Origin of the sequence: Chromobacterium sinusclupearum (assembly GCF_002902845.1) — a bacterium.
Classification (GTDB): domain Bacteria; phylum Pseudomonadota; class Gammaproteobacteria; order Burkholderiales; family Chromobacteriaceae; genus Chromobacterium; species Chromobacterium sinusclupearum.
The window spans coordinates 53457-76063 of record NZ_PPTF01000005.1 but is presented as its reverse complement, the minus strand read 5'-3'; the positions used below and the strand labels follow the sequence as shown (position 1 = coordinate 76063).

Genomic DNA, 22607 nt, shown 5'->3' with positions numbered 1-22607 from the left:
TTGGGGTTGGAAATATTTGATGATGCGTGGGGCGCCGATTCCAGTCCGCCTGCAGATATTCGATGGCGAGGATGCGCGTGAGCGGGCTGGGCGGCCGCCGGTATCGGCTGCGGGCGGCCGCGAGGGGGTGGGCTTGTTTAACGCTGGCCCGATCCGCCGTTTTCAGCAGGTGCCATCTCAACCGTTTGGCGAGGTTTGCGGCCGCGCTGCATGATCAAGATGAAGAACAGCGGAATGAAGAAGATGGCGATGAAGGTGGCGGCCAGCATGCCGCCTATCACCGGCGTGCCCAGCGAGTGCCGGCTGGCCGCGCCGGCGCCGCTGGAGGTGAGCAAGGGCACGCACCCCAGGATGAAGGCCAGCGAGGTCATGACGATGGGGCGAAAGCGCAGTCGCGCCGCCTCGCATGCCGCTTGCGACAGCGACATGCCTTCCTGGTATTTCATCACCGCGAACTCCACGATCAAGATGGCGTTCTTGGCTGCCAGGCCTATCAGCGTCACCAGGCCTATCTGGAAGTAGACGTCGTTGCTCATGCCACTCAGGTAAACGGCAAGCAAGGCGCCGAACAGCGCAAACGGCACTGCGCTCACGACCGCCAGCGGCAGGCTCCATTTCTCATATTGCGCCGCCAGGATCAGGAACACCATCAGGATGCCGAAGGCAAAGGCCATGGCGCCGCTGTTGCCAGCCAGTTTTTCCTGATAGGCGCTGCCGCTCCATGCCAGGGTATAGTCTTTGCCCAGGGTTTGCTCGGCCACTTGCTCCAGCGCGGCGATGGCCTGGCCGGAGCTGACGCCGGGCGCCGGCTGCGCCATGATCTTGGCGGCGTTGAAAATATTGAAGCGGTTTACCAGCTCCGGGCCGAAGCTGGGCCGGATGGCGACCAGGCTGGTCAGCGGGATCATGGTGCCGTCATCGGAGCGCACATGCACATTGCGGATGTCTTCGGGGCGGGCGCGGAAATCGGCTTCGGATTGCAGCTGCACTTTGTAGGTGCGGCCGAATTTGTTGAAGTCGTTGACGTAAAGCTGGCCGAAGGTGGCGGACATGGCGTCGAACACGTCGTTGATGTTCACGCCCAGCGCCTTGGTTTTTTCCCTATCCAGATCGATGAACTTCTGCGGCACATCGGCGCGGAAAGTGGTGCTGACCGAGGCGAACTCCGGCCGTTTTTCCGCCGCCGCAAGAAAGCGCGTGGTGGCTTCGCTGAGTTTGCGCGAGCCGCTGCCGCCGCGGTCCTGCAAGAATGCCTCCAGGCCGCCCGTGGTGGACATCCCAATGATGGGGGCGGGAGTGAAGGCTCGGATGACGGCCGCCTGAACCGATTTGCCGCGCGCCATCGCCCAGGCGGCGATGCTGGCGGAATCCTGCCCGGCGCCTTTGCGCTCATGCCAGGGCTTCAGGGTGACGAAGCTGGTGGCGTGATTGGACTGTTTTGAGCTGGACAGGATGTCGAAGCCGGTAAAGGTGGTGACATTGGCGATATCGGGGTTCGACAGCAAGACCTTGTCGAACGCCTCGGTCACCTTGGCGGTGCGGGTCAGCGCGGCAGCGTCCGGCAGCGCCACGCTGACAAACAGGCTGCCCATGTCTTCGTCCGGGACCAATGAGCCGGGCACGCGCGTGAACAGCAGGCCGGTGGCCAGCAGCATGGCGGCGAACAGTCCCAGCCCCAGCCCCCGGCGGCGGTTGAGAAAGGCGACGCCGGTGACATAGCCGAAAGTCAGCCGGGTGAAGGCGCGGTTGAACCATGCGAAAAAGCGCGCCGGTTCATGATGTCCCGGCTTAAGCAGCAAGGCGCACATCGCCGGGGTCAGCGTCAGCGCCACAATGCCGGACAAAATTACCGAGATGGCGATGGTGATGGCGAACTGTTTGTACATCACCCCGGTCATGCCGCCCATGAAGGCTACCGGCAGGAAAACGGCGCACAGCACCAGCACGATGGCCACCACCGGACCGGAGACTTCCTGCATCGCCAGGATGGCGGCTTCCTTGGCCGAGCAGCGCTGTTCGCGCATGATCCGTTCCACGTTTTCCAGCACCACGATGGCGTCGTCCACCACGATGCCAATGGCCAGCACCATGCCGAATAGCGTCAGCAGATTGCTGGAGAAGCCCAGCATGATCATGCCGGCGAAGGTGCCGATCAACGATACCGGCACCGCGATGCAGGGAATCAGCGTGGCGCGGAAGTTCTGCAGGAACAGGTAGACGATGGCGAAGACCAGCACGGTCGCCTCCAGCAGCGTGGAGACCACCTTTTCGATGGAAACCTGGATGAACTGGGTGGTATCGAAGGGGATGGCGTAGTCGATGCCGGCCGGGAAGCGGGCTTTCAGTTCCTCCATCTTGGAGCGGATGGCCGCGGCCACCTCCAGCGCGTTGGCGTTCGGCTGCAGATAAGTGGTGATGCCCACGGCTGGCTTGCCGTTGCGCATGCCGATCACGTCGTAGTCGTTGCCGCCCATCTCCACCCGCGCCACGTCCTTGACGCGGATCTTGGAGCCGTCCGGCTCCGAGCGGATGATGATGTCGCCGAACTCCTTGGGGTCCGCCAGCCGGCCTTTGGCGTTGACGGTATAGGTGAAGTTGATGGCCTGGTTGGTGGGTTGGGCGCCGATCTTGCCGGCGGCGAACTGGGCGTTCTGCTCGCGCACCGCCCGCGTCACGTCGGCCGGCGTCAGCGCCAGTTGCGCCAGGCGGTCTGGGCGCAACCAGATGCGCATCGCGTAATCCGTGCCGCCCATCATATTGACATCGCCCATGCCTGGAATGCGCTTGAGCTCGTCCATGATGTTGAGCAGCGCGTAGTTGGCCAGGTAGTTGCGGTCGTATTGGCCATTCGGCGAGCCGATGGAGATCACGCTGAGCACGGAGGTGGATTTCTTGCGCACGGTGATGCCCTGGCGCTGCACTTCCTCCGGCATCATTTTCATCGCCGCCTGCACCCGGTTATTGACGTCGATGGTGGCCTGGTCCGGGTCGGTGCCCACCTTGAAGTAGACGTTGAGGCTGAGCTGGCCGGTGGACGAGGCGTTGGACTGCAGATACAGCATGTTCTCCACGCCGTTGATCTGCTGCTCCAGCGGCGCGGCTACGGTTTCGGCTATGGTTTCCGGCGTGGCGCCGGGGTAGCTGGCGCTGACCGATACCACCGACGGCACGATCTGCGGATATTGCTCAATAGGCAGCGCGCGCATGGCAGCCAGGCCCGCCAGCGTGATGATGATGGCGATGACGCTGGCGAAGATGGGGCGGTGAATGAAGAATCTGGAAAACATGTCGCCTCCTATTTGCCGGCCTGGGCGATGGGCTTGACCACGCTGCCGGGCGTGGCCTTCATCAAGCCATCCACGATCAGGCGCTCGCCGGCGGCCAGCCCGGATTCGATCACCACCTCGCCGCCGCTCTGCATGCCCAGCTCCACGGGATGCGCGGCTACCTTGTTGTTCTCGTCAACGGTCAGCACCATGTTTTCGGCTTGCGACTGGATGATGGCGGACTCCGGCGCGGTGATCACGTTCTGGCGGGTGCCCAGATCCAGCAGCACGCGCACAAACTGGCCAGGCAGCAACTTGCCGTCCGGATTGGCGAAGATGGCGCGGCTGCGGATGGTGCCGGTGCGCGGGTCCACGCGGTTGTCGTGGAAGTTGAGTTCGCCGGTCAATGGATATTCGCTGCCGTCGGCCAGCAGGATGCGGACCCGCGGCGCGTTTTGGGGCGCCGCGATGTCGCCATGGTTGACGCCGTGTTCGTAGTCGAGCCGGTCCTGCTCCGAGATCGAGAAGTTCACATACATCGGATCGAGTTGCGAGATGGTGGTCAGCGGCTCGGCGGCGTCGACCCGGATCAGGCTGCCTTCCGATTGCACTTGTTTGCTGGTCATGCCGGAAATGGGCGCGGCGACATGGGTGTAGTCAAAGTTGAGCTGCGCCTCCTTGACCTTGGCGTCGGCGGATTGTTTGGCGGCGCGCGCCTTGTTGTAGGCGGATACGGCGTTGTCGTAGTCCATCTTGGAAACGGCGTTTTCCTTGAACAGCGGAATGATCCGGTCGCGGTCGGCGGTGGCCTTGTCCAGCGCGGCTTGTTGTTGCGCTTGCGCGCCTTTCGCCTGTTCCAGCACGGCCTGGTAGGGCGCGGGGTCGATCTGGAACAGCACTTGTCCCTGTTTTACCGGCTGGCCTTCCGTATACGTGCGCTTGAGCAGAATGCCGCCGACGCGGGCGCGTACCTCCACATCGCGGAATCCGGCGGTCTCGCCCACCAGCTCCAGACGCAGCGGGACGCTGTGCGGGCGTACCGTTTGCACGGTGACGGTAGGAATCTCCGGTTCGGATTTGGGCTGCGAGGGCGCGCAGGCGCTCATGAGCGGCAATAACAGGCCAAGCCATAAGGGACGTAGCAGTGGGTGGTGCATGTGATGGAACTCCTGTGCGGACGGATGCCGCAGATGCTGCGGGTACGGATGGGCAATCAGGCGGTTGTGTATGGACGCATGAATGAAGCAGGCCGGCCTAAACGCCGCTGACAAACGCCTGATCCTTGTCGGCGGGTCTTGGCTCAGGCGCTTTTCTAGGTTTTGTCAGCGGCGTTAACTGTGTGGGGCATTGGTTTGGATCATGAGGTGAGCGTGTATTGAGCTGAAGTGTTGTGGTGCATATTATTGTGAAAAAAATTGAATTATTAATTTGTTTTAATATTTCATGTCTCTTTAATAAAATCCATTTTTCCAATGTTTTTAAGCGGTGTTTGAATTTTATTTTCTATATCCGGTCGAAAAAAGCGGAAATGATAGAAGTTGAATTTCAAGGAATTTGAATATGAAGATTTCGCTCGAGGCATTGACGGCGCTGGATGCGGTGGCGCGGCACGGCAGTTTCGCCGCGGCGGCGGAGGCTTTGCACAAGGTGCCGTCTGCGCTGACCTACACCATGCAGAAATTGGAACAGCAGCTGGGGATCGCCATTTTCGACCGCAGCGGCTACCGCGCGCGCTTGACTCCAGAGGGGGAAGTGCTGCTGCGCGATGGACGCCGGTTGCTGGATGCCGCCGACCGTCTGGAGCGGCGGCTGGCGCTGTGCGCCGAGGGCTGGGAGGATGAATTGCGCATCGCGCTGAGCGGGGTGACGCCGATCGATACCCTGGTGCCGCTGATTCAAGAATTCGACGCCTTGGGCACCGGCACCCGGCTAAGTTTTGCCCGCGAAATTTTCAATGGCACCTGGGACGCGCTGCTTGATGAACGGGCCGACTTGGTGATAGGCGCGCCGATGCAGGTGGTGCCGGATGGTTGCAACTGCCGCGAGATCGGCCAGATGGACATGTTGCTGCTGATGCGGCCAGATCACCCGCTGGCGGCCGAGCAAGAGCCGATCGGGCGCGAACAGTTGCGCCGCCATCGTCTGATCGCCATCGGGGATACCGCGCGCAATATGCGCGGTCGCGCGGCCGGCATGGAAGAGGGTCAGGAGCTGCTGCTGGTCTACAGCAATTCGGCCAAGCTCAGCCTGGTGCTTGCCGGCCTGGGCGTGTGCTACCTGCCTAGGGAGTGCGTGCGCCAGCACCTGGCCGCGGGCGAGCTGGTTTCGCGGCGGGTGGAATCCGCCCGCCCGATGCCGGCGGCTTGCTTTGCCTGGCGGCACGGGAGCAGCGGCAAGGCTTTGCGCTGGTTTGTCGAGCGGCTTGAGCCATGGGCGGCCGCCCATGGCCGCGGCGCCGGGTGAGCGGCGCTTAGGCGCGTTGGTAAAACTCGATTGGCAAGCCGTCTGGATCGGCGCAGAAGAAAAAATGCGCGCCGGTATATTCGTCCACTCTGAGCGCTTCGCAGGCGACGCCGCTCGCCTGCAGATAGCTGCGCGCGGCCGCGGCATCGGCGCAGGCCAAGGCCAGGTGGCGCAGGCCGCAGGCTTCAGGCCTGGTGGGGCGGGGCGGCGGCGACGGAAAGCTGAACAGTTCGATTTGGGCGCCTCCCGGCAAGGCCAGGTCCAATTTCCATGACTGCCTCTCTTCCCGCCAGTTCTCGGCCATGATCGGCAACCCAAGAATGCGATGGTAGAAGTCTCGCGAGCGCGGATAGTCGGAGGCGATGATGGCGACGTGGTGCAGGCCGTGAATATGCATATCGATTTGGAAGGATGTGTGTTCGATGCCGATGCTGCAGCGCCGTCGGCCCATGGCAGCCTGTCGCGTGCGTAGCTCATTAGGAAAAACAATCAGAATTCTTGCAACAATCAATTAGACGAATTTGATCATGGCTATCAGAATGCACTTATCGATAGTTAACAACCGCATCACCCCGCTAAGGAGATAGCCATGCTGCAAAACCGTGAAGGCCAACGCGTACCGAACGTTACTTTCCGCATCCGCGAAAACAACGAATGGAAGAATGTTACCACCGCAGAACTGTTCGATGGCAAGACCGTCGCCGTGTTCTCGCTGCCGGGCGCGTTCACCCCCACCTGCTCGTCCACCCACCTGCCGCGTTTCAATGAACTGGCGCCGGCCTTCTTCGCCAACGGCGTGGATGCCATCCTCTGCGTGTCGGTCAACGATACCTTCGTGATGAACGAATGGGCCAAGGATCAGGAAGCCAGCAATCTGGTGATGATTCCGGACGGCAACGGCGATTTCACCGAAGGCATGGGCATGCTGGTGGACAAGGCCGACCTGGGCTTCGGCAAGCGCAGCTGGCGCTACTCCATGCTGGTGAAGAACGGCGTGGTGGACAAGATGTTCATCGAGCCGCAAGAGCCGGGCGATCCGTTCAAGGTGTCCGATGCCGACACCCTGCTGAACTACATCAACCCGACGGCCAAGAAGCCGGATCAAGTGGTGGTGTTCACCAAGGTCGGTTGCCCGCACTGCGCCCGCGCCAAGGCCGTGCTGGCTGAAAACGGCTACGACTTCGTCGAAGTGCCGCTGGACAACAAGATTCGCGGCAAGGTGCTGGGCGCCGTATCCGGCGCGATGACCGCCCCGCAAGTGTTCATCAACGGCCAGCTGATCGGCTCCGCCGACGAGGTGGAAAAGCGCTTCGCCAAGTAAGGTTGAACTGACGTTCGTTGCCGGCGGCTTCGGGCCCTGACGCCGCCGGTCGCTTTGGGCCGGTACTCCTGCCGGCCGTTTTTTCGCCGGGATGCGGGACGGCATGCGCGGCGTGTCGTGCCGCATCCCCGCCAAATAAGAGGATACAGACCATGAAAACCATCCATATCGACGTTGCCGTCATCGGCGCCGGCACCGCCGGCCTGGCCGCCTACCGCGCCGCCAAGGCGGAAGGCGCCTCCGCGCTGATCATCGAAGGCGGCCCCTACGGCACCACTTGCGCCCGCGTCGGCTGCATGCCGTCCAAGCTGTTGATCGCCGCCGCTGAAGCGGCCCATCACGCCCGCCACACGGACATGTTCGGCGTGCATGTCGATGGCGAAGTCCGCATCGATGGCCGCGAGGTGATGGCCAGGGTGCGCAGCGAGCGCGACCGCTTTGTCGGCTTTGTGGTGCGCGGCGTGGATGGCATTCCGGCCGAAGACAAGCTGCGCGGCTACGCCCGCTTCATCGACAACACTACCTTGCAGGTGGACGACCACGCCATCGTCCAGGCCAAGCGCGTGGTGATCGCCACCGGCTCGTCGCCGGCCATTCCGGCGCCGTTCCAGGCTTTTGGCGATAGGCTGATCGTCAACGACGACGTTTTCGATTGGGAAGACTTGCCGCAAAGCGTGGCGGTGTTCGGCCCGGGCGTGATCGGCCTGGAACTGGGCCAGGCCTTGTCCCGGCTGGGCGTGCGGGTGCGCGTGTTCGGTGTGGGCGGCGGCGTCGGTCCCTTGTCCGATCCGGCGGTGCGCGATTACGCCCGCCAGGCCTTGCAGGATCAGTTCTACCTCGATCCGAGCGCCCAGGTGCTGGAAATGGCCAATGAGGGCGACGCCGCTCGCATCCGTTATGTGAACCTGGATGGCGAAGCGGTCGAGGAGCGTTTCGACTATGTGCTGGCGGCAACCGGCCGCACCCCGAATGTGCGGGGGCTGGGGCTGGAAAATACCAGCGTGCAGCTGGATGCGCGCGGCGCACCGGTGTTCGATCCGGAAACGCTGTTGTGCGTCGGTGCCCCGGTGTTCATCGCCGGCGACGCCAACAACATCCTGCCGCTGCTGCACGAGGCGGCCGACGAAGGCAAGACCGCCGGTTTCAACGCGGCGCGTTATCCCGACGTGACGCCGGGCCTGCGCCGCTCGCCCATCGCCGTGGTGTTCTCGGACCCGCAGATGATGATGGTGGGCCGCCGCTTTGCCGATCTGCCGGAAGGCGGCTTCGTGGTGGGCGCAGTCAGCTTCGAAGACCAGGGCCGCAGCCGGGTGATGGGCATCAACAAGGGTTTGCTGCATGTGTATGCGGACCAGGCAACCGGCCGCTTCCTCGGCGCCGAGATGATAGGCCCGCGCGCGGAAAACCTGGCCCACTTGCTGGCCTGGAGCCATCAGCAACAGCTGACCCTCTCGCAGATGCTGGACATGCCGTTCTACCATCCGGTGATAGAAGAAGGACTGCGCACCGCCTTGCGCGACGCGTTGGCCAAGCTGGCTTGATGGGAGGTCCGCCTTGGCGCGGATACAGAAACGGGGGCTTTGGCCCCCGTTGTCATTTATGAGCGGCCCAGCAGCGGCCGTATCCAGCTGAAACGCTGGCGCCAGATCACCGGCGCGCACCAGGCCAGGTGGGCGGTGGCCAGCACATTGAGCAAGGCAGCCGCCAGCAGCAGCATGGAGATGCTGTCGTACCACTTCAGCATCAGCGCGCTGCCTATTGCCGCCGCTACCATGTAGAAGCCGTTGATGATGTTGTTGGCGGCTACAGCTTGCGAGCGAAATGCGTCCGGGCTGCCGGTTTGCAGCCAAGTGTACAGCGGCACGGTGAAGAAGCCGCCGAAGAAGCCCAGCAAGGCCACATCGACGATGCTGCGCCAGCTGCCGGGGCGCGACAGGTATTCTGTCAGTGTGGCCAGCTGGCCTTGGTAATGCGGCATCGCGCCCAGGGCCAGATCGCCGCCGAACACTGTCATGCCGGCGCTGCCCAGGAGCACGATGCCCAGCTGCAATTGGCCGTGCGATACCTTGGCGCAGGCCATGGAGCCGATGCCGATGCCGATGGAGAACAAGGCCAGCAGCAGGGTGTAGACATCGGCGTCGCCGCCCAGATGCAGCCGGGTGAAGGTGGGCAGCTGGGTGGTGTAGATCGCGCCCATCAGCCAGAACCAGGAAATGCCGAGGATGGCGCAGCGCACATCGTGGATTTTCCAGGCTTGCCCTACCAGTTGCACCGAATCGCCGATGAAGTTCCACGACAGTTTCAGGTGCGGCGCGCCGGCCGGCACCGAGGGCATCTTGGCGCTGCTGAAATAGCCGAGCACGGCAGTGGCCAGCAGCGCGGCGATGATCATCAGCACGCTATTGTGCGTCAGCATGCTGCCCAGCAGCTGGCCCAGCAGAATGGCGAGGAAGGTGCCCATCTCGATCAGACCGGTGCCGCCCACCAGTTCGTGCTCGCGCAGATACTGCGGCAGCACCGAATACTTCAGCGGACCGAAGAAGGCGGAGTGCGTGCCCATCAGGAACAAGGCGCCCAGCAGGATGGCGGCCGATTGCAACAGGAAGCCGGCGCCGGCCAGCAGCATGATGGCGATTTCCGCCAGCTTGATCAGCCGGGCGATGCGCGCCTTGTCGAAGCGCTCGGACAACTTGCCCGCGCTGGCCGAGAACAGAAAGAACGGCAGAATGAAAATGCCGGCGGCCAGGTTGACCAGCTGCTCCGGCGGCAGCCCGGCGGTAGTCAGGCCGTGAAAGCTGATCAGCACCACAATGGCGGTTTTCAGCATATTGTCGTTGAAGGCGCCCAAAAACTGGGTGCCGAACAGCGGCAGGAAACGCCGGGTGGCGAAGAAGGAGAATTCGGATTTCATGGAGCCGTTCATGAAAAAGGCGGGAACCGCATGCTAACGGATTCCCGCCCACTTGTCAGTGGCGCCGGTTTACGCCAGCGACAGCCACAGGCCGGCCGTGGAGGCGGTCATGAAACCGGTCAGTATCGAAGCCAGCAGCGCGCGCATGCCGATGTCGGCCAGCTCCTGCTGCCGCGACGGGGCCAGCGCGCCGATGCCGGCCACGCAGATGCCCACGGAGGAAAAGTTGGAAAAGCTGGCCAGAGCGAAGGTGGAGATCATCACCGTGCTGGGCGACAGCGAGCCGGCCGCCTTCATCTTGGCCAGGTCCAGATAGGCGATGAACTCGTTCAGCACGATCTTCTGGCCCAGCAGGCTGCCGACGCCCAGGGTCTCGTGCCAGCCTATGCCCATCAGGAAGGCGCAGACGCGGAAAGCTTGGCCGGCCAGGTATTGCAGCGTCAGGCCGTCGAACATGCCGCCGGTGGCGGCGCGGATGGCGCCGTTGACGCCCAGTAGTTCGCCCAGGCCATCCTTCACCGCGTAATTGGCCAGCGCGATCAGCGACACGATGGCCAGCAGAATGGTGGCCACGGCGGCGGCCATCTTCATGCCGTCCAGCGCGCCGGACACCACGGCGCTGACGAAGTTGCCGCCGGTTTTTTCCTGCTCGGCCGTGAGCTTGTTGCTGGAAATCTCGGCCGGGCTGGTCTCCGGGAACATGATCTTGCAGAAAGTGGCGGCGCCGGCCGCGTTCATGCAGGATGCGGTCAGCAGATAAGTGGCGAAGCGGGCTTGCTCGGCCGGGTCGGTGCCGCCGAGAAAGGCCACGTAAGCGGCCATCACGCCGCCGGACAGCGTGGACATGCCGGCAATCATCACGCAGGCCAGCTCGGAGCGGGTCATGTGCTGGATATAGGGCCGGGCCAGCAGCGGAGCCTCAGTCTGGCCGAGGAAGATGTTGGCCGCAGTCACCACGCTCTCCGAGCCGGACAGGCGCAGGCTGCGCTTCATCAGCCAGGCCAGGCCGTTGACCACTTTCTGCAAGATGCCGAAGTGGTACAGCAAGGCGCTGAAGGCGGAGAAAAAGATGATGACCGGCAGCACGGTGAAGGCGAACAGGAAACCGAGCTTGCCGCCGGGATGGGCCAGGTCGCCGAAAATGAAGCGCGCGCCGTCGCCGGAGAAGCTCAATACCTTGGCGAAGCCGCTGCCGAAAGCGGCAAAGCCGGCGTTGACCGCGGGCAGGTAGTTGATCGCCAGGAACAGGCCGCTGGGAATGGCCAGGCCGATCAGCACGGTGCGCCAGTTGATGGCGCGGCGGTTGGTGGAGAAAGCGAAGGCTGTGCCGACAAGGAGCAGCATGCCGGCCAGGGCTTGTATGGTATTCACGGAGACGCCTTTAAAACTAGCAGGATAATGATTTGCTAATGCTTAAAGACGCGGCATTCTACAGCAAGAAACCGGCGGCCATAAAGGGCGGCGGTCGATTGCGGCGCATTTTACCCGGATGGGTAGCGCATCGTCATTCCGGCTTGTCGTCGCTATGCGGCGTGTCGTCGTCCATCAGGATGCGGTGGGCCGGGCCTTCCATGTCGTCGAACTGGCCGGCGCGGGTGGCCCACCAGAAAATCGCGCCGATGACGAAGGCCAGCACCAGACTGAGCGGAATGAGCAGATAAAGGCTTTCCATCAAGGTTTCCGTTGGGTAAGGCGCAGGGCGTTGCCGACCACCAGCAGCGAGCTGAGCGCCATGCCCAGGCTGGCCAGCCACGGCGTGACATGGCCGGCGATGGCCAAGGGCAGCGCCACCACATTATACCCCGCCGCCCACAGCAGGTTTTGCCGAATCACCGTCAGCGCCCGCCGGCCCATGGCGATGGCCTGGTCTATCAGCAGCAGCTGGTCGGCGATCAACACCATGTCGCCGCTGGCGCGGGCGACATCGGTGCCGCCGCCCATGGCGATGGAAACGTCGGCGCGCGCCAGCACCGGGGCGTCGTTGATGCCGTCGCCCACCATCAGCACGCGCCGGCCCTGGGCCTGCAGTTGGGAAACGAAGGCCAGCTTGTCCTCCGGCGCGGCGCGGGCGCGCCAATCTGCGATGCCGAGTTCTGCGGCCAAGCTGGCGACGGCGGTTTCGCCATCGCCGCTGAGCAGATGCACGGCCAGGCCGCGCGCGCGCAGCTTGCGCACCAGCGCGGCGGCGTCGTCGCGGCAGCTGTCACCGATGGCGAAGCAGGCCTGCACGCCATCGCGATTGGCCAGCAGCACGTGGCTGCAGTCTGGATGCCAGTTTGTCTGTTCCGTTACCGGCTGGTTCAGCCAGGCGGCGATGAACGGCGCCGATCCCAATCGCCATTCCTCGCCGTCAATCCTCCCGGCGACGCCGTGCCCCGGATGATTGGCTGCGGATTGCAGCGTGGGCAGCGCGAGGCCCTCCGCCGCGGCGACGATGGCTTGCGCCAGCGGGTGTTCGGAAGCCTGTTCCAGCGCCGCGGCCAGCGCCAAGGCCTGCTCGCGCGGCAATGGGCCTTGCGCATCGCGCAGCCGCATCTGGCCGTGGGTCAGGGTGCCGGTCTTGTCGAACACCACGTCAGTGATTTTCGCCATCGCCTCCAAGGCATGGCCGCGCGTGGTGAGCACGCCTTGCGCGGCAAGGTTGCCGCTGGCGGCAGTCAGCGCCGCCGGGGTGGCCAGCGACAGCGCGCAGGGGCAGGAGATCACCAGCACCGCCACCATGATCCACAGCGCGCGGTCCGGATCGATGACATGCCAGCCGATATAGCTGGCCGCGGCGGCCAGCAGCAGCAGCGCGACAAACCAGCTGGCGAAGCGGTCCGCCAGCACCGCCAGCCTGGGTTTTTCCGACAGCGCCTGGTCCAGCAGCCGCACGATGCCGGCCAGCCGGGTGGCGGGGCCCGCCTGTTCCACCCGCATCACCAGCGGGCTGGCGGTGTTGACGCTGCCGGCGATCAGCGCATCGCCGGGCTGCTTGGCGATGGGCCGGCTTTCGCCGGTCAGCAGCGATTCGTTGCTGGCGCTTTTGCCGTCCAGCACGGCACCGTCGGCCGGGATGGTTTCGCCGGGTTTGATCAGGATGACGTCGCCGGGGCGCAGGCTGGCGACGGTGGCTTCGTGGCTGTCGCGGCTGTCTGGCCAATTCGCCAGGCGGTGGGCGAAGGCCGGCACCAGCTTGACCAGGCTTTCGCTGGCGGCGCCGGCCTTGCGCCGGGCGATGCCTTCCAGATAGCGGCCGCCCAGCAGCAGAAACACGAACATCGACACCGAGTCGAAATAGATGCCGTGCTCGTACTTGTGGATCAGCGCCCAGAAGCTGGCGAAGAATGCCGTGAGAATGCCGATGGTGACCGGCGTATCCATGCCTACGCGACCGCGTTTCAGGTCGCGCCAGGTATTGCGGTAGAACGGCAGGGCCGAATACAGCAGCACCGGCAGCGTCAGGATGAAGCTGGCCCAGTGCAGCAGCCACAGGAAGTCCGGGGCGATGTCGCCGTCCGGCGCCAGGTAGACCGGCACCGCGTACATCATCACCTGCATCATCGAGAGCCCGGCCACCCATAGCCGGGTCAAGGCCTGCTTGCGTTCTTTTTGCTGCAGTTTCTCCTGGCGCTCGGCATCGTAGGGGTGGGCGCGATAGCCTATGTCCGCCACCGCCTGCAAAATGGAGGACAGCTGGATGCGGCTGTTGTCCCAGCGCACGCGGGCGCGCTGGGTGCTGTAATTGATGTCTACCGACAGCACGCCGGGCAGTTGGCGCAGATGCTGTTCGTTCAGCCAGATGCAGGCGGCGCAGGTGATGCCTTCCAGCATCAGCGCCGCTTCGCGCTCTTCGCCGTCGCCGCGGTGGACGAAGCTTTGCTGCAGCTCTTCGGCGTCGTATAGCTTGATCTGCTCCAGCACGGCGGATGGCAGCGCCTCGGCGCGGGCCGCTCCTTCGGTCCGGTGTTGGTAATAGTCGGCCAGACCGGACTGGATGATGGTGTTGGCCACCGCCTGGCAGCCGGCGCAACAGGCCGCCTCTTCTTGCTGGCGGTAGCGGATGGGGAAGCGGGCGCCGGCGGGGACGGGCAGGCCGCAATGGAAACAGTTCTCGCTCATGACGAGGGATTGTAATCAATGCTGGCCCGGATTGCTTGATCCAGCTCATAGGCTGTCCAGTCGCGGCGCTTGCATTGTCCGGCATTGGCCGCATCTGTCCGTCATTGAGCGCAAGCCGACGAAAGGATGGAAATCATGATGCAGGCAGTGGTGCAAAACACGCCCGGCGGCGTGGAAACGATGGCAATCGGCGAGTGGCCGCGTCCGCAATGGGCGCCGGACAAGCTGCTGGTGCGGGTGATGGCGGCCGGCGTCAACCGCGCCGACCTGATGCAGCGCGAGGGCCGCTATCCGCCGCCGCCTGGCGCCAGCCCGCTGATGGGCCTGGAGGTGGCCGGCTGGGTGGAGGAGGCGGCGGACGGTTCGGCGTTCCAGCCTGGCGACGCGGTATTCGGCCTGGTGGAGGGCGGCGGCTACGCCGAGTACGTGCTGATGGAGGAAGCGCTGGCCATCGCCAAGCCGGACGAATTGTCCTGGGTGGAGGCCGCCAGCCTGCCGGAGGCCTGGATGACGGCCTGGTTCAATCTGGTGGAAAAGGCCCAGTTGCAAGCCGGCGAGCGCGTATTGGTGCATGCCGGCGCCAGCGGCGTGGGCGCGGCGGCGATCCAGCTGGCGAACATGCTGGGCGCGACGGCGTTCGCCAGCGCGGGCAGCGCGCAAAAGCTGGCGTTCTGCCGCGAGATGGGCGCGCGGCAAGTCTTCAATTACCGCGAGACGGCGGCATTTGGCGATCTGGTCAAAAGCTGGGGCGGGGCGGATGTGGCGCTGGACCCGGTGGGCGCCAGCTATCTGGCGGAGAACCTGCAGGCGCTGAATCCGGATGGCCGTTTAGTGAACATCGGCCTGATGGGCGGCTTGAAGGCGGAGCTGGATTTCGGCCGGCTGCTGATGAAGCGCATCAGCCTGATAGGCTCTACGCTGCGACCGCAGCCCTTGGCGGTGAAGGCCAGGTTGGCGGCGGCGCTGCGCGAGCGCATTCTGCCGGCGATCCTCGACGGCCGGCTGCGCGCCGTGGTGGACAGCAGCTATCCCTGGACCCAGGTAGCGGACGCGCATCAGTATATGGCGGAAAACCGCAACCTGGGCAAGGTGGTGCTGACGATGTTTCCCGCCCAGGCCGGGGAGGCCTGAGCGGGTATGGCTTAGCCGTGGGCCTGGTTCAGTTGGCGGGCGATGATGTCGTGGTTCAGCCATAGCACCGGGGCGGCCGGCTGCGCGGCTTCGCCGAACATCAGCGCGCCGCTGGCTTCGATCACCAGGCTGCTGAGGTGGTCGGTGATCAGCGCCTTGGCGTCGCGGTGCATGGCGACGATGGATTCGGAGGTGCCTATCATCACTTCCGCCAGTTCCGGGCTGTTCGGCATCGGCCAGGCGGCGAAATTGCGGAAGCCGCGCATCACTTCGTCATTATTCAGCGTGTCAAGCTTGCTCAGCACGTCTTCCAGCGCGCAGCCGTCCTGCAGCAACGCGGCGCAGGCTTGCCATTGCGCGTCCGCCCAAGCGCCGGCTTGCTCGCGCTTCAAGGCGCGCAGCAGCGCCAGCAGCGGCAGCTCCACGCCGACGAAGATGTCGGACGAATTGGTGCGGATTTCCGGACAATTGAACACCGTGGCTTTGACGCCGTTTTGCCAGGCCGCGCGGGCGATGTTCTCCAGCCGCTTCTTGGCGTAGCCCTGGGTGTAGTTGGTATAGGTCTGCCACTGGTATTCGCCGTTGATCAGAATTTCGGTGCCGTGATAGCCGTAGGCCGCATAGCGCGCTTGGCCGCCGGATGATTCCAGGCGCTGGCGCAGCTTGGCGCTGCCGTCTATCAGGTGCTGGAAGGTATTGGCGGTGACTTCGTCGAAGTTCTGCAGGATCAGCTTGCCCAGATCGCTGCCCAGCAGCGCTTCAGTGGACAGGAAGCGTTCGCCGCGGCCCTTGTACACGCGGTTGGCGATGGCCAGGAATACCTTGGCTTTGGGAATGCCGCCGGCCATGGTATGGGCGAACAGCACATTGCGGCCATCGGCGATCATGCCGTCCAGCTGCGCCATGGCCTGCGCCACGCTGGTTTGGAAACGCGCGACGCCGATCTGGCGGCATTTCTCGATATGTTCCCAGTCCAGCTTGTCTTCCTGCCAGGTTTTCAGGCTCAGCGCGCCCAGCAATTGGGTGGGCGTCGCTTCGCCTGCCGGCGCATCCTGGTCGAAACCGGCCATCAGCGGCACGTTGATGATCTTGCCGCCCAGATTGGCCTCCGCTTCCGCCAGCTCTTGTTCGTTCAGCGGGCGCAGCTGGTTGTTCTCGTCGCGGCGGCCCACAGTCATGCCGATGATTTCCATGCCGGCCTTGCGCGCCTCGTTGATCAGGCCGTTGGCGTAGCCGCGGCCGAACAATTCGCCGAACAGGACGAATACGTCGCCGGGACGGAAGAGGGTGTGTTGCGGGAGTGTGCGCAGGGCGGTGGCTTCGGTCATGTGATCGATCTTTCCGGATTGATGGCGACTTGCCGCGCTAATGGCGGGCATGTTGCGAGTGTTTTAGTGTGATTGCTCGAAAATGGCGTGCATGATACCCGAAACGGCTTCTCATGCGCGCCATTTCGACGCGGCGGCGGACTCTGCCGCCGGCATGTCACGATTGCAGCGGCGACAGCGCTTCGATCAGCGCCACTTCCTGGGCGTAGCTCAGATTCTTCAGCTTGCCGAGCAGCGCCTCGCTGTCGATCTGGAACTGTTGATCCAGCTCGTCGTCGATGATGCGGGCTTCCACCGCCAGCCACACGCCGCGGCAGGAGGCCGCGCTGTCGAAGTGGATGCCGGCGATGACGCCAGCGATCAGGCGCAGTTCGTCGTCGCTGAACAGGCGCGACAGCAGCGCTTGCTCGCGGCGGACGATTTCGGCGTAGCGGTCGCAGATTTGCTGCACGCGGTCGGCGTCGCCGTAATGGGCGGGCTCCTCGTGGGTTGGCGCTGCGCCGCCATGATGGAACCAGGCCTCGATCAGCGGACGCAGCTGAGGCAAGTCCTCATGCCAGACGCGCGACAGGGCCTCGCGAAATTCCGCGTTGTCGGTGAAGGACAGCTCGTCGAAGGGCATGGCCGGCAGCACGTTTTCGTCCAGCGTGCGCTTGCCCACCCAGATGCGGCCCTCGTCGTCCAGCCGGGCTTCGCCGCGCCAGACCGCCTGTTCTTCGGTGGCCAGATTGTCGACGTGGATTTCCACATACGGCAGCGGCACGTTCTGCCCCTCGTCCTCGGTGACGAAGCGCAGGGTGATGTCGAACAGGCCGTGCTTCAATACTTCCAATAGTTGCAGGCCGCCGGCGTGGCCGGCCAGGATGTAGCGATCGTCATTTTCATAAACGGCCACTTCTTCGGGATGGGCGGCCGGATGGATCAGCTTGGCGCGCAGCGCGTCTGCCAGCTCGTTGGCGTCGTTATGGTGGATGTCGAAGCCGGTGCGGTAGGCTTCGCGCTCATGCCACAGAGCGTTCCAGTCGTACATGTCGGGAGTCCTTGGTGTTGCCGGATGGCCGGCAGTGTAGCGCCAAAAGCCGATGGCGACGAGTCGGCCGAGCTTTCGGCCTCAAGTTTTTGCCGCCGCCGTTTATTAATGGAGAAACTATAAAACTATCATTTGTTTTTACCGAAATTTTCTTGGCGCTGGGCTAGCATGCTATAATCTTTCGATTTTTCTGTTTTCAGAATTCCAGCCGAAACGCTAAACATGACCCGACAAATCCGCAACATCGCCATCATCGCCCACGTGGACCATGGCAAGACCACCCTGGTTGACCAATTGCTGAAACAAAGCGGCACCTTCCGCGAAAACCAGCATGTCGACGAACGCGTAATGGACAGCAACGATCTTGAAAAAGAGCGCGGCATTACCATTCTCGCCAAAAATACCGCCATCAACTACGAAGGCGTGCACATCAACATCGTCGACACCCCGGGACACGCCGACTTCGGCGGCGAGGTGGAGCGGGTGCTGGGCATGGTGGACGGCGTGGTGCTGCTGGTCGACGCCGTGGAAGGCCCGATGCCGCAAACGCGCTTCGTGACCAAGAAGGCGCTGGCCCTGGGTCTGCGTCCTATCGTGGTGATCAACAAGATCGACCGTCCGGGCTCGCGTCCGGACTGGGTGGTTGACCAGACTTTCGACCTGTTCGACAAGCTGGGCGCCACCGACGAACAACTGGATTTCCCGATCATCTACGCATCGGGCCTGTCCGGTTTCGCCAAGCATGAGCTGGATCAGGAATCCAGCGACATGCGTCCGCTGTTTGACACCGTGCTGTCCCACGTGCCGAGCCCGGCGGGCAGCGCCGATGCGCCGCTGCAGCTGCAGATCTCCGCGCTGGACTACTCCACCTATACCGGCCGCCTGGGCCTGGGCCGCGTGCTGAACGGCCGCATCAAGCCGGGTCAGCAAGTGGTGGTGATGAACCACGAAGAACAGGTTGCCACCGGCCGCATCAATCAGGTGCTGGGCTTCAAGGGCCTGGAGCGCGTGGAAGTGCCGGAAGCGGAAGCCGGCGACATCGTGATCATCTCCGGCATCGAGGATATCGGCATCGGCGTGACCATCTGCGACAAGGACCAGCCGGTTGGCCTGCCGGTGCTGTCCGTGGACGAGCCGACGCTGACCATGGACTTCATGGTGAACACCTCGCCGCTGGCCGGCACCGAAGGCAAGTTCGTGACCTCGCGCCAGATTCGCGATCGTCTGAACAAAGAGCTGCTGACCAACGTGGCGCTGCGCGTGGAAGACACCGGCGACGCCGACGTGTTCCGCGTGTCCGGCCGCGGCGAACTGCACCTGACCATCCTGCTGGAAAACATGCGCCGCGAAGGCTTCGAAATGGCTGTGGCCAAGCCGCGCGTGGTTTACAAGGAAATCAACGGCCAGAAGTGCGAGCCGTATGAAAACCTGACCATCGACCTGGAAGACGATCACCAGGGCGGCGTGATGGAAGAAATCGGCCGCCGCCGCGGCGAGCTGACCAATATGGAATCGGACGGCATGGGCCGCACTCGCCTGGAATACCATATCCCGGCGCGCGGTCTGATCGGCTTCCAGTCCGACTTCATGACCATGACCCGCGGCACCGGCCTGATGAGCCACGTGTTCGACGACTACGCGCCGGTGAAGCCGGATCTGCCGGGCCGTCACAATGGCGTGCTGATCTCGCAGGAAAACGGCGAGGCTGTCGCTTACGCGCTGTGGAAGCTGGAAGATCGCGGCCGCATGTTCGTCTCCCCGGGCGACAAGCTGTACGAAGGCATGATCATCGGCATTCACAGCCGCGACAACGACCTGGTGGTGAACCCGGTCAAGGGCAAGCAGCTGACCAACGTGCGCGCCTCCGGCACCGACGAAGCCGTGCGCCTGACCACCCCGATCAAGCTGACGCTGGAATCGGCTGTGGAGTTCATCGACGACGACGAGCTGGTGGAAATCACGCCGAAGTCCATCCGCATCCGCAAGCGCTACCTGCAAGAGCATGAGCGCCGCAAGATGGCCAAGATCGAAAGCAACTGATCAGGCTTTACAGCTTGGCATGAAACAAGCCCCGCGCAAGCGGGGCTTTTTTTCACTACTGGCGTCCGCTCAGCGCGCTGTTCATTTTGTCGTACAACTGGCGATAGACGGCCTGGTCGCTGCATAGCTTGGTGCGTGAATTGCCGTTGCTGTCCCAGATGGTCTGGCGGATATGCGCGCGCAGCAAGACTTGGCCGGCTTGTCCGCCTGGGCGCAGTGTCAGCAGGGTTTCCGTGGTTTGGTGGTCGGGTTTGCCGGGCAGCGGGAACTTCAATTTCAGGATGCCGCGTAAAATTTGTCGCGACTGGCTGATCAGCACCTCATCCTTTTCCGCCCGAATCAGGCCGTAGTCGGCGTCGACTTCGATGCGGTTGTATCCCAGCGCTTCCAGCGCCTTGCGTCCCGCCTGCAGCGCCGAGGCCGTGGTCGCGCCTTCCAGGCGCGTATCCCGCACTTGCAGGTAGCTCTGGTTTTCTTGGGCGGAAGGCTCGATGCGGAGTTGCGTCGAGCTGTAGCGCAGAATGTTGCCTCCCTGGCCCTGAACTTGTTCGTTATCGGCCGCCAGACTGTGCGCACTCAGTGCGGCCAGCAGATAAAACATCACAATACGGCGCATGGCTTTGCTCCGTTGAATATTGTCATGCACTTTAGCGGCGATTTCATGCCATTGGTGTTTCATATTGTGCGCATCATCATCGATTGCTGTGAAATCACAATATATTGATCGATGGCAAATTCTTTCCCCATATTTTGAATAAAAAGCCGGGCAGCGCCTGGTGGATTTCGCCACAATAACGTCCGTTGCGGAGCCGGCGCGCGACAGTGCGCGCCGATTTCCGTTTTCCGACGATAGAACTGTGGAGGGGGCGACGATGCTTCAGGTGCGCAAGCGCGATGGCGCGGTGGTGGAATTCGACATCGGCAAGATTGCCAATGCTTGCCGGCGGGCGGCGGCGGCGGCCGGCCATGCGGAACCGGCCGGTCTGGCGCTGGAAATCGCTGCGCAAGTGGAGCGCGAGTGCCGCGAATTGGCGCGGGATGGCCGTCTGGACATTCCGGCCATCCAGAAGCGGGTAGAGGATGCGCTGATGCGGCGTTATCCGGAAGTGGCGCGTGTCTATATCGAGTACCGCCATGACCGCGACACCGTGCGCGCCCGCGGTTCCGAGCTGCACGCCAAACTGATGGGCCTGGTGCACAAGACCGATGAGGAGGCCACCACCGAGAACGCCAACAAGGATGCTAATGTGTTTCCGGTGATGCGCGACCTGATGGCGGGCATCGTGTCCAAGCAGTTCGCCGGCAACTTCCTGCCCAAGGATATCCTGGCAGCGCATGATGATGGCGATATCCATTTTCATGATCTGGACTACTCGCCGTTCCTGCCGTTCACCAATTGCTGCCTGGTGGATTTGCAGGGCATGCTGGAGCAGGGTTTCCGCCTGGGCAATGCCCAGATCGAGAGTCCCAAGTCGATAGGCGTGGCGTGCGCCGTCACCGCGCAGATCATCGCGCAGGTGGCCAGCCACCAGTACGGCGGCACCACCATCCCGAATATCGATCAGACGCTGGCGCCGTATGTGCTGAAGAGCTATCGCAAGAATCTGGATGTGGCCAGGCAATACGCCATCCCCGATCCTGATCGTTACGCCCGCGAGCGGACGGAGAAGGAATGTTACGATGGCATTCAGGCTTGCGAGTATGAGATCAACACCCTGTTCAGCTCCAACGGCCAGCAGCCGTTCGTGACTTTCTCCTTCGGCATGGGTACGGCTTGGGAGGAGCGCATCATTCAGCAGTCCATCCTGCGCGTGCGCATCAAAGGCCTGGGCAAGGAAGGCATCACGCCGGTATTCCCCAAGCTGGTGATGTTCATCGACGATGGGGTCAATCTGAAGCCGGGCGATCCCAATTACGATATCAAGCAGCTGGCGCTGGAATGCACGTCCAAGCGCATGTATCCGGACATCATTTCCGCCGCCTTGATCCGCCAGACCACCGGCTCTTCGGTGCCGGTTTCGCCCATGGGGTGCCGCAGTTTCCTGTCGGTGTGGCGCGACGCGTCGGGCCGGGAGGTGCTGGATGGCCGCAACAATCTGGGCGTGGTCAGCCTGAATCTGCCGCGCATCGCCATCGAGGCGCGCGGCGATGCCGAGGCGTTTTGGCGCTTGCTGGAGCCGCGTCTGCAGCTGTGTTTCCGCGCGCTGATGCTGCGCATCGAGCGGCTGCGCGGGGTCAAGGCCAATGTGGCGCCGATTTTGTACACCGAAGGCGCCTTCGGCATGCGGCTGCAGCCGGACGAGGACATCATGCGTTTGTTCGAGGGCGGGCGCGCCTCCATTTCCCTGGGTTACATCGGCCTGCATGAGGTGGGCGTGCTGCTGTTCGGCGCGCATCCGGCGGACAGCCGCGAGGCTCAGGCATTCCAGCGCCAGGTGGTGGCGCGGATGAAGGAAGCCGCCGCGGAATGGCGGCGCGAAACCGGCTTCGCCTTCTCCTTGTACTCCACGCCCAGCGAGTCCTTGTGCCATCGCTTCTGCAAGCTGGATAAGGAGAGGTTTGGCAATATTCCCGATGTCACGGACAAGGGCTATTACACCAACTCTTTCCATCTGGACGTGTTCCGCAAGGTCAACCCGTTTGAGAAGATAGACTTCGAAACCGGCTTCGCCGAGCTGGCCAACGGCGGCCATATCACTTATGTCGAGCTGCCGAACATGCAGCACAATCTGAAGGCGCTGGAGGCGATCTGGGATTACGCCTTGCAGCGCGTGCCGTACTTCGGCAGCAATACCCCGGTGGACTCCTGCGGCCAGTGCGGCTTCATGGGAGAGGCCGTGGCCGACGCGGCGGGGTTTTGCTGCCCGCAATGCAGCAACCGCGACAGCGCCTCGCTGTCGGTGACGCGCCGGGTGTGCGGTTATCTGGGCAGTCCCAATGCCCGGCCGTTCAATGCGGGCAAACAGAAGGAAGTGATGCGGCGCGTCAAGCATTATGGCGGCGAGCATTGAGGTAG

16 protein-coding genes are annotated in these 22607 nt (G+C 63.3%); 6 read left to right on the top strand and 10 right to left on the bottom strand.

Annotated elements, in window-relative coordinates:
* Window positions 1-137: 137 nt before the first annotated feature.
* Together C2134_RS01270 and C2134_RS01265 are read right to left on the bottom strand one after the other, a co-directional pair.
* Window positions 138-3287, bottom strand: a complete 3150-nt coding sequence (locus tag C2134_RS01270) for an efflux RND transporter permease subunit (RefSeq protein ID WP_103316877.1) — start codon at window positions 3285-3287, stop codon at window positions 138-140.
* Window positions 3288-3295: 8 nt separating this feature from the next.
* Complete coding sequence (locus C2134_RS01265; protein WP_103316875.1) at window positions 3296-4423, bottom strand: efflux RND transporter periplasmic adaptor subunit; 1128 nt, start codon at window positions 4421-4423, stop codon at window positions 3296-3298.
* Between the two features lie 403 nt (window positions 4424-4826).
* Between C2134_RS01265 and C2134_RS01260 the strand changes: the two genes are divergently transcribed.
* The gene (locus tag C2134_RS01260) at window positions 4827-5729 is read left to right on the top strand and encodes a LysR family transcriptional regulator (RefSeq protein WP_103316874.1); all 903 of its coding nucleotides are present in this window, start codon (window positions 4827-4829) and stop codon (window positions 5727-5729) included.
* Window positions 5730-5736: 7 nt separating this feature from the next.
* Here C2134_RS01260 and gloA2 read toward each other — a convergent pair whose 3' ends face one another.
* On the bottom strand, window positions 5737-6126 hold the full coding sequence (gene gloA2 / locus C2134_RS01255; protein ID WP_103316891.1) for an SMU1112c/YaeR family gloxylase I-like metalloprotein: 390 nt from the start codon (window positions 6124-6126) through the stop codon (window positions 5737-5739).
* 192 nt (window positions 6127-6318) lie between these two features.
* Between gloA2 and C2134_RS01250 the strand changes: the two genes are divergently transcribed.
* A complete protein-coding gene (locus C2134_RS01250) occupies window positions 6319-7050 on the top strand; it encodes a redoxin family protein (RefSeq protein ID WP_103316872.1) in 732 nt (243 codons plus the stop codon).
* Between the two features lie 152 nt (window positions 7051-7202).
* Window positions 7203-8591 (top strand): dihydrolipoyl dehydrogenase, encoded by a 1389-nt coding sequence (locus tag C2134_RS01245; protein ID WP_103316870.1) that lies wholly within the window; start codon window positions 7203-7205, stop codon window positions 8589-8591.
* Window positions 8592-8647: 56 nt separating this feature from the next.
* Here the strand turns inward: C2134_RS01245 and C2134_RS01240 are convergent, their stop codons facing one another.
* The 4 genes from C2134_RS01240 to C2134_RS01225 form a co-directional block, all read right to left on the bottom strand.
* Window positions 8648-9961, bottom strand: a complete 1314-nt coding sequence (locus tag C2134_RS01240) for an MFS transporter (protein ID WP_103316869.1) — start codon at window positions 9959-9961, stop codon at window positions 8648-8650.
* A gap of 69 nt (window positions 9962-10030) precedes the next feature.
* The gene (locus C2134_RS01235) at window positions 10031-11332 is read right to left on the bottom strand and encodes a NupC/NupG family nucleoside CNT transporter (protein ID WP_103316867.1); all 1302 of its coding nucleotides are present in this window, start codon (window positions 11330-11332) and stop codon (window positions 10031-10033) included.
* Between the two features lie 133 nt (window positions 11333-11465).
* Window positions 11466-11633, bottom strand: a complete 168-nt coding sequence (gene ccoS / locus C2134_RS01230; protein WP_103316864.1) for a cbb3-type cytochrome oxidase assembly protein CcoS — start codon at window positions 11631-11633, stop codon at window positions 11466-11468.
* On the bottom strand, window positions 11633-14062 hold the full coding sequence (locus tag C2134_RS01225; protein WP_103316862.1) for a heavy metal translocating P-type ATPase: 2430 nt from the start codon (window positions 14060-14062) through the stop codon (window positions 11633-11635). Before C2134_RS01225 ends, ccoS begins: the two co-directional genes overlap by 1 nt.
* 135 nt (window positions 14063-14197) lie before the next feature.
* On the opposite strand from C2134_RS01225, the gene C2134_RS01220 reads away from it, so the two are divergent.
* Entirely contained in the window at window positions 14198-15193 is a 996-nt protein-coding gene (locus C2134_RS01220) for an NAD(P)H-quinone oxidoreductase (RefSeq protein WP_233196328.1), read from the top strand.
* Between the two features lie 11 nt (window positions 15194-15204).
* Here C2134_RS01220 and C2134_RS01215 read toward each other — a convergent pair whose 3' ends face one another.
* Together C2134_RS01215 and C2134_RS01210 are read right to left on the bottom strand one after the other, a co-directional pair.
* Window positions 15205-16521: an enoyl ACP reductase FabMG family protein gene (locus C2134_RS01215; protein ID WP_103316860.1), complete on the bottom strand. Its 1317-nt coding sequence runs from the start codon at window positions 16519-16521 to the stop codon at window positions 15205-15207.
* Between the two features lie 157 nt (window positions 16522-16678).
* Window positions 16679-17551: a hypothetical protein gene (locus tag C2134_RS01210; protein ID WP_103316858.1), complete on the bottom strand. Its 873-nt coding sequence runs from the start codon at window positions 17549-17551 to the stop codon at window positions 16679-16681.
* 222 nt (window positions 17552-17773) lie between these two features.
* Here C2134_RS01210 and typA point away from each other — a divergent pair, with 222 nt between their 5' ends.
* Window positions 17774-19591 carry a translational GTPase TypA gene (gene typA / locus C2134_RS01205; protein WP_103316856.1) on the top strand — a complete coding sequence of 606 codons (1818 nt, stop codon included), beginning with the start codon at window positions 17774-17776 and terminating at the stop codon, window positions 19589-19591.
* A 55-nt stretch (window positions 19592-19646) separates the two neighbouring features.
* Here typA and C2134_RS01200 read toward each other — a convergent pair whose 3' ends face one another.
* Window positions 19647-20381: a hypothetical protein gene (locus C2134_RS01200; RefSeq protein WP_146042046.1), complete on the bottom strand. Its 735-nt coding sequence runs from the start codon at window positions 20379-20381 to the stop codon at window positions 19647-19649.
* 82 nt (window positions 20382-20463) lie between these two features.
* On the opposite strand from C2134_RS01200, the gene nrdD reads away from it, so the two are divergent.
* The gene (gene nrdD, locus C2134_RS01195; RefSeq protein WP_103316852.1) at window positions 20464-22602 is read left to right on the top strand and encodes an anaerobic ribonucleoside-triphosphate reductase; all 2139 of its coding nucleotides are present in this window, start codon (window positions 20464-20466) and stop codon (window positions 22600-22602) included.
* The last annotated feature ends 5 nt before the right edge of the window (window positions 22603-22607 follow it).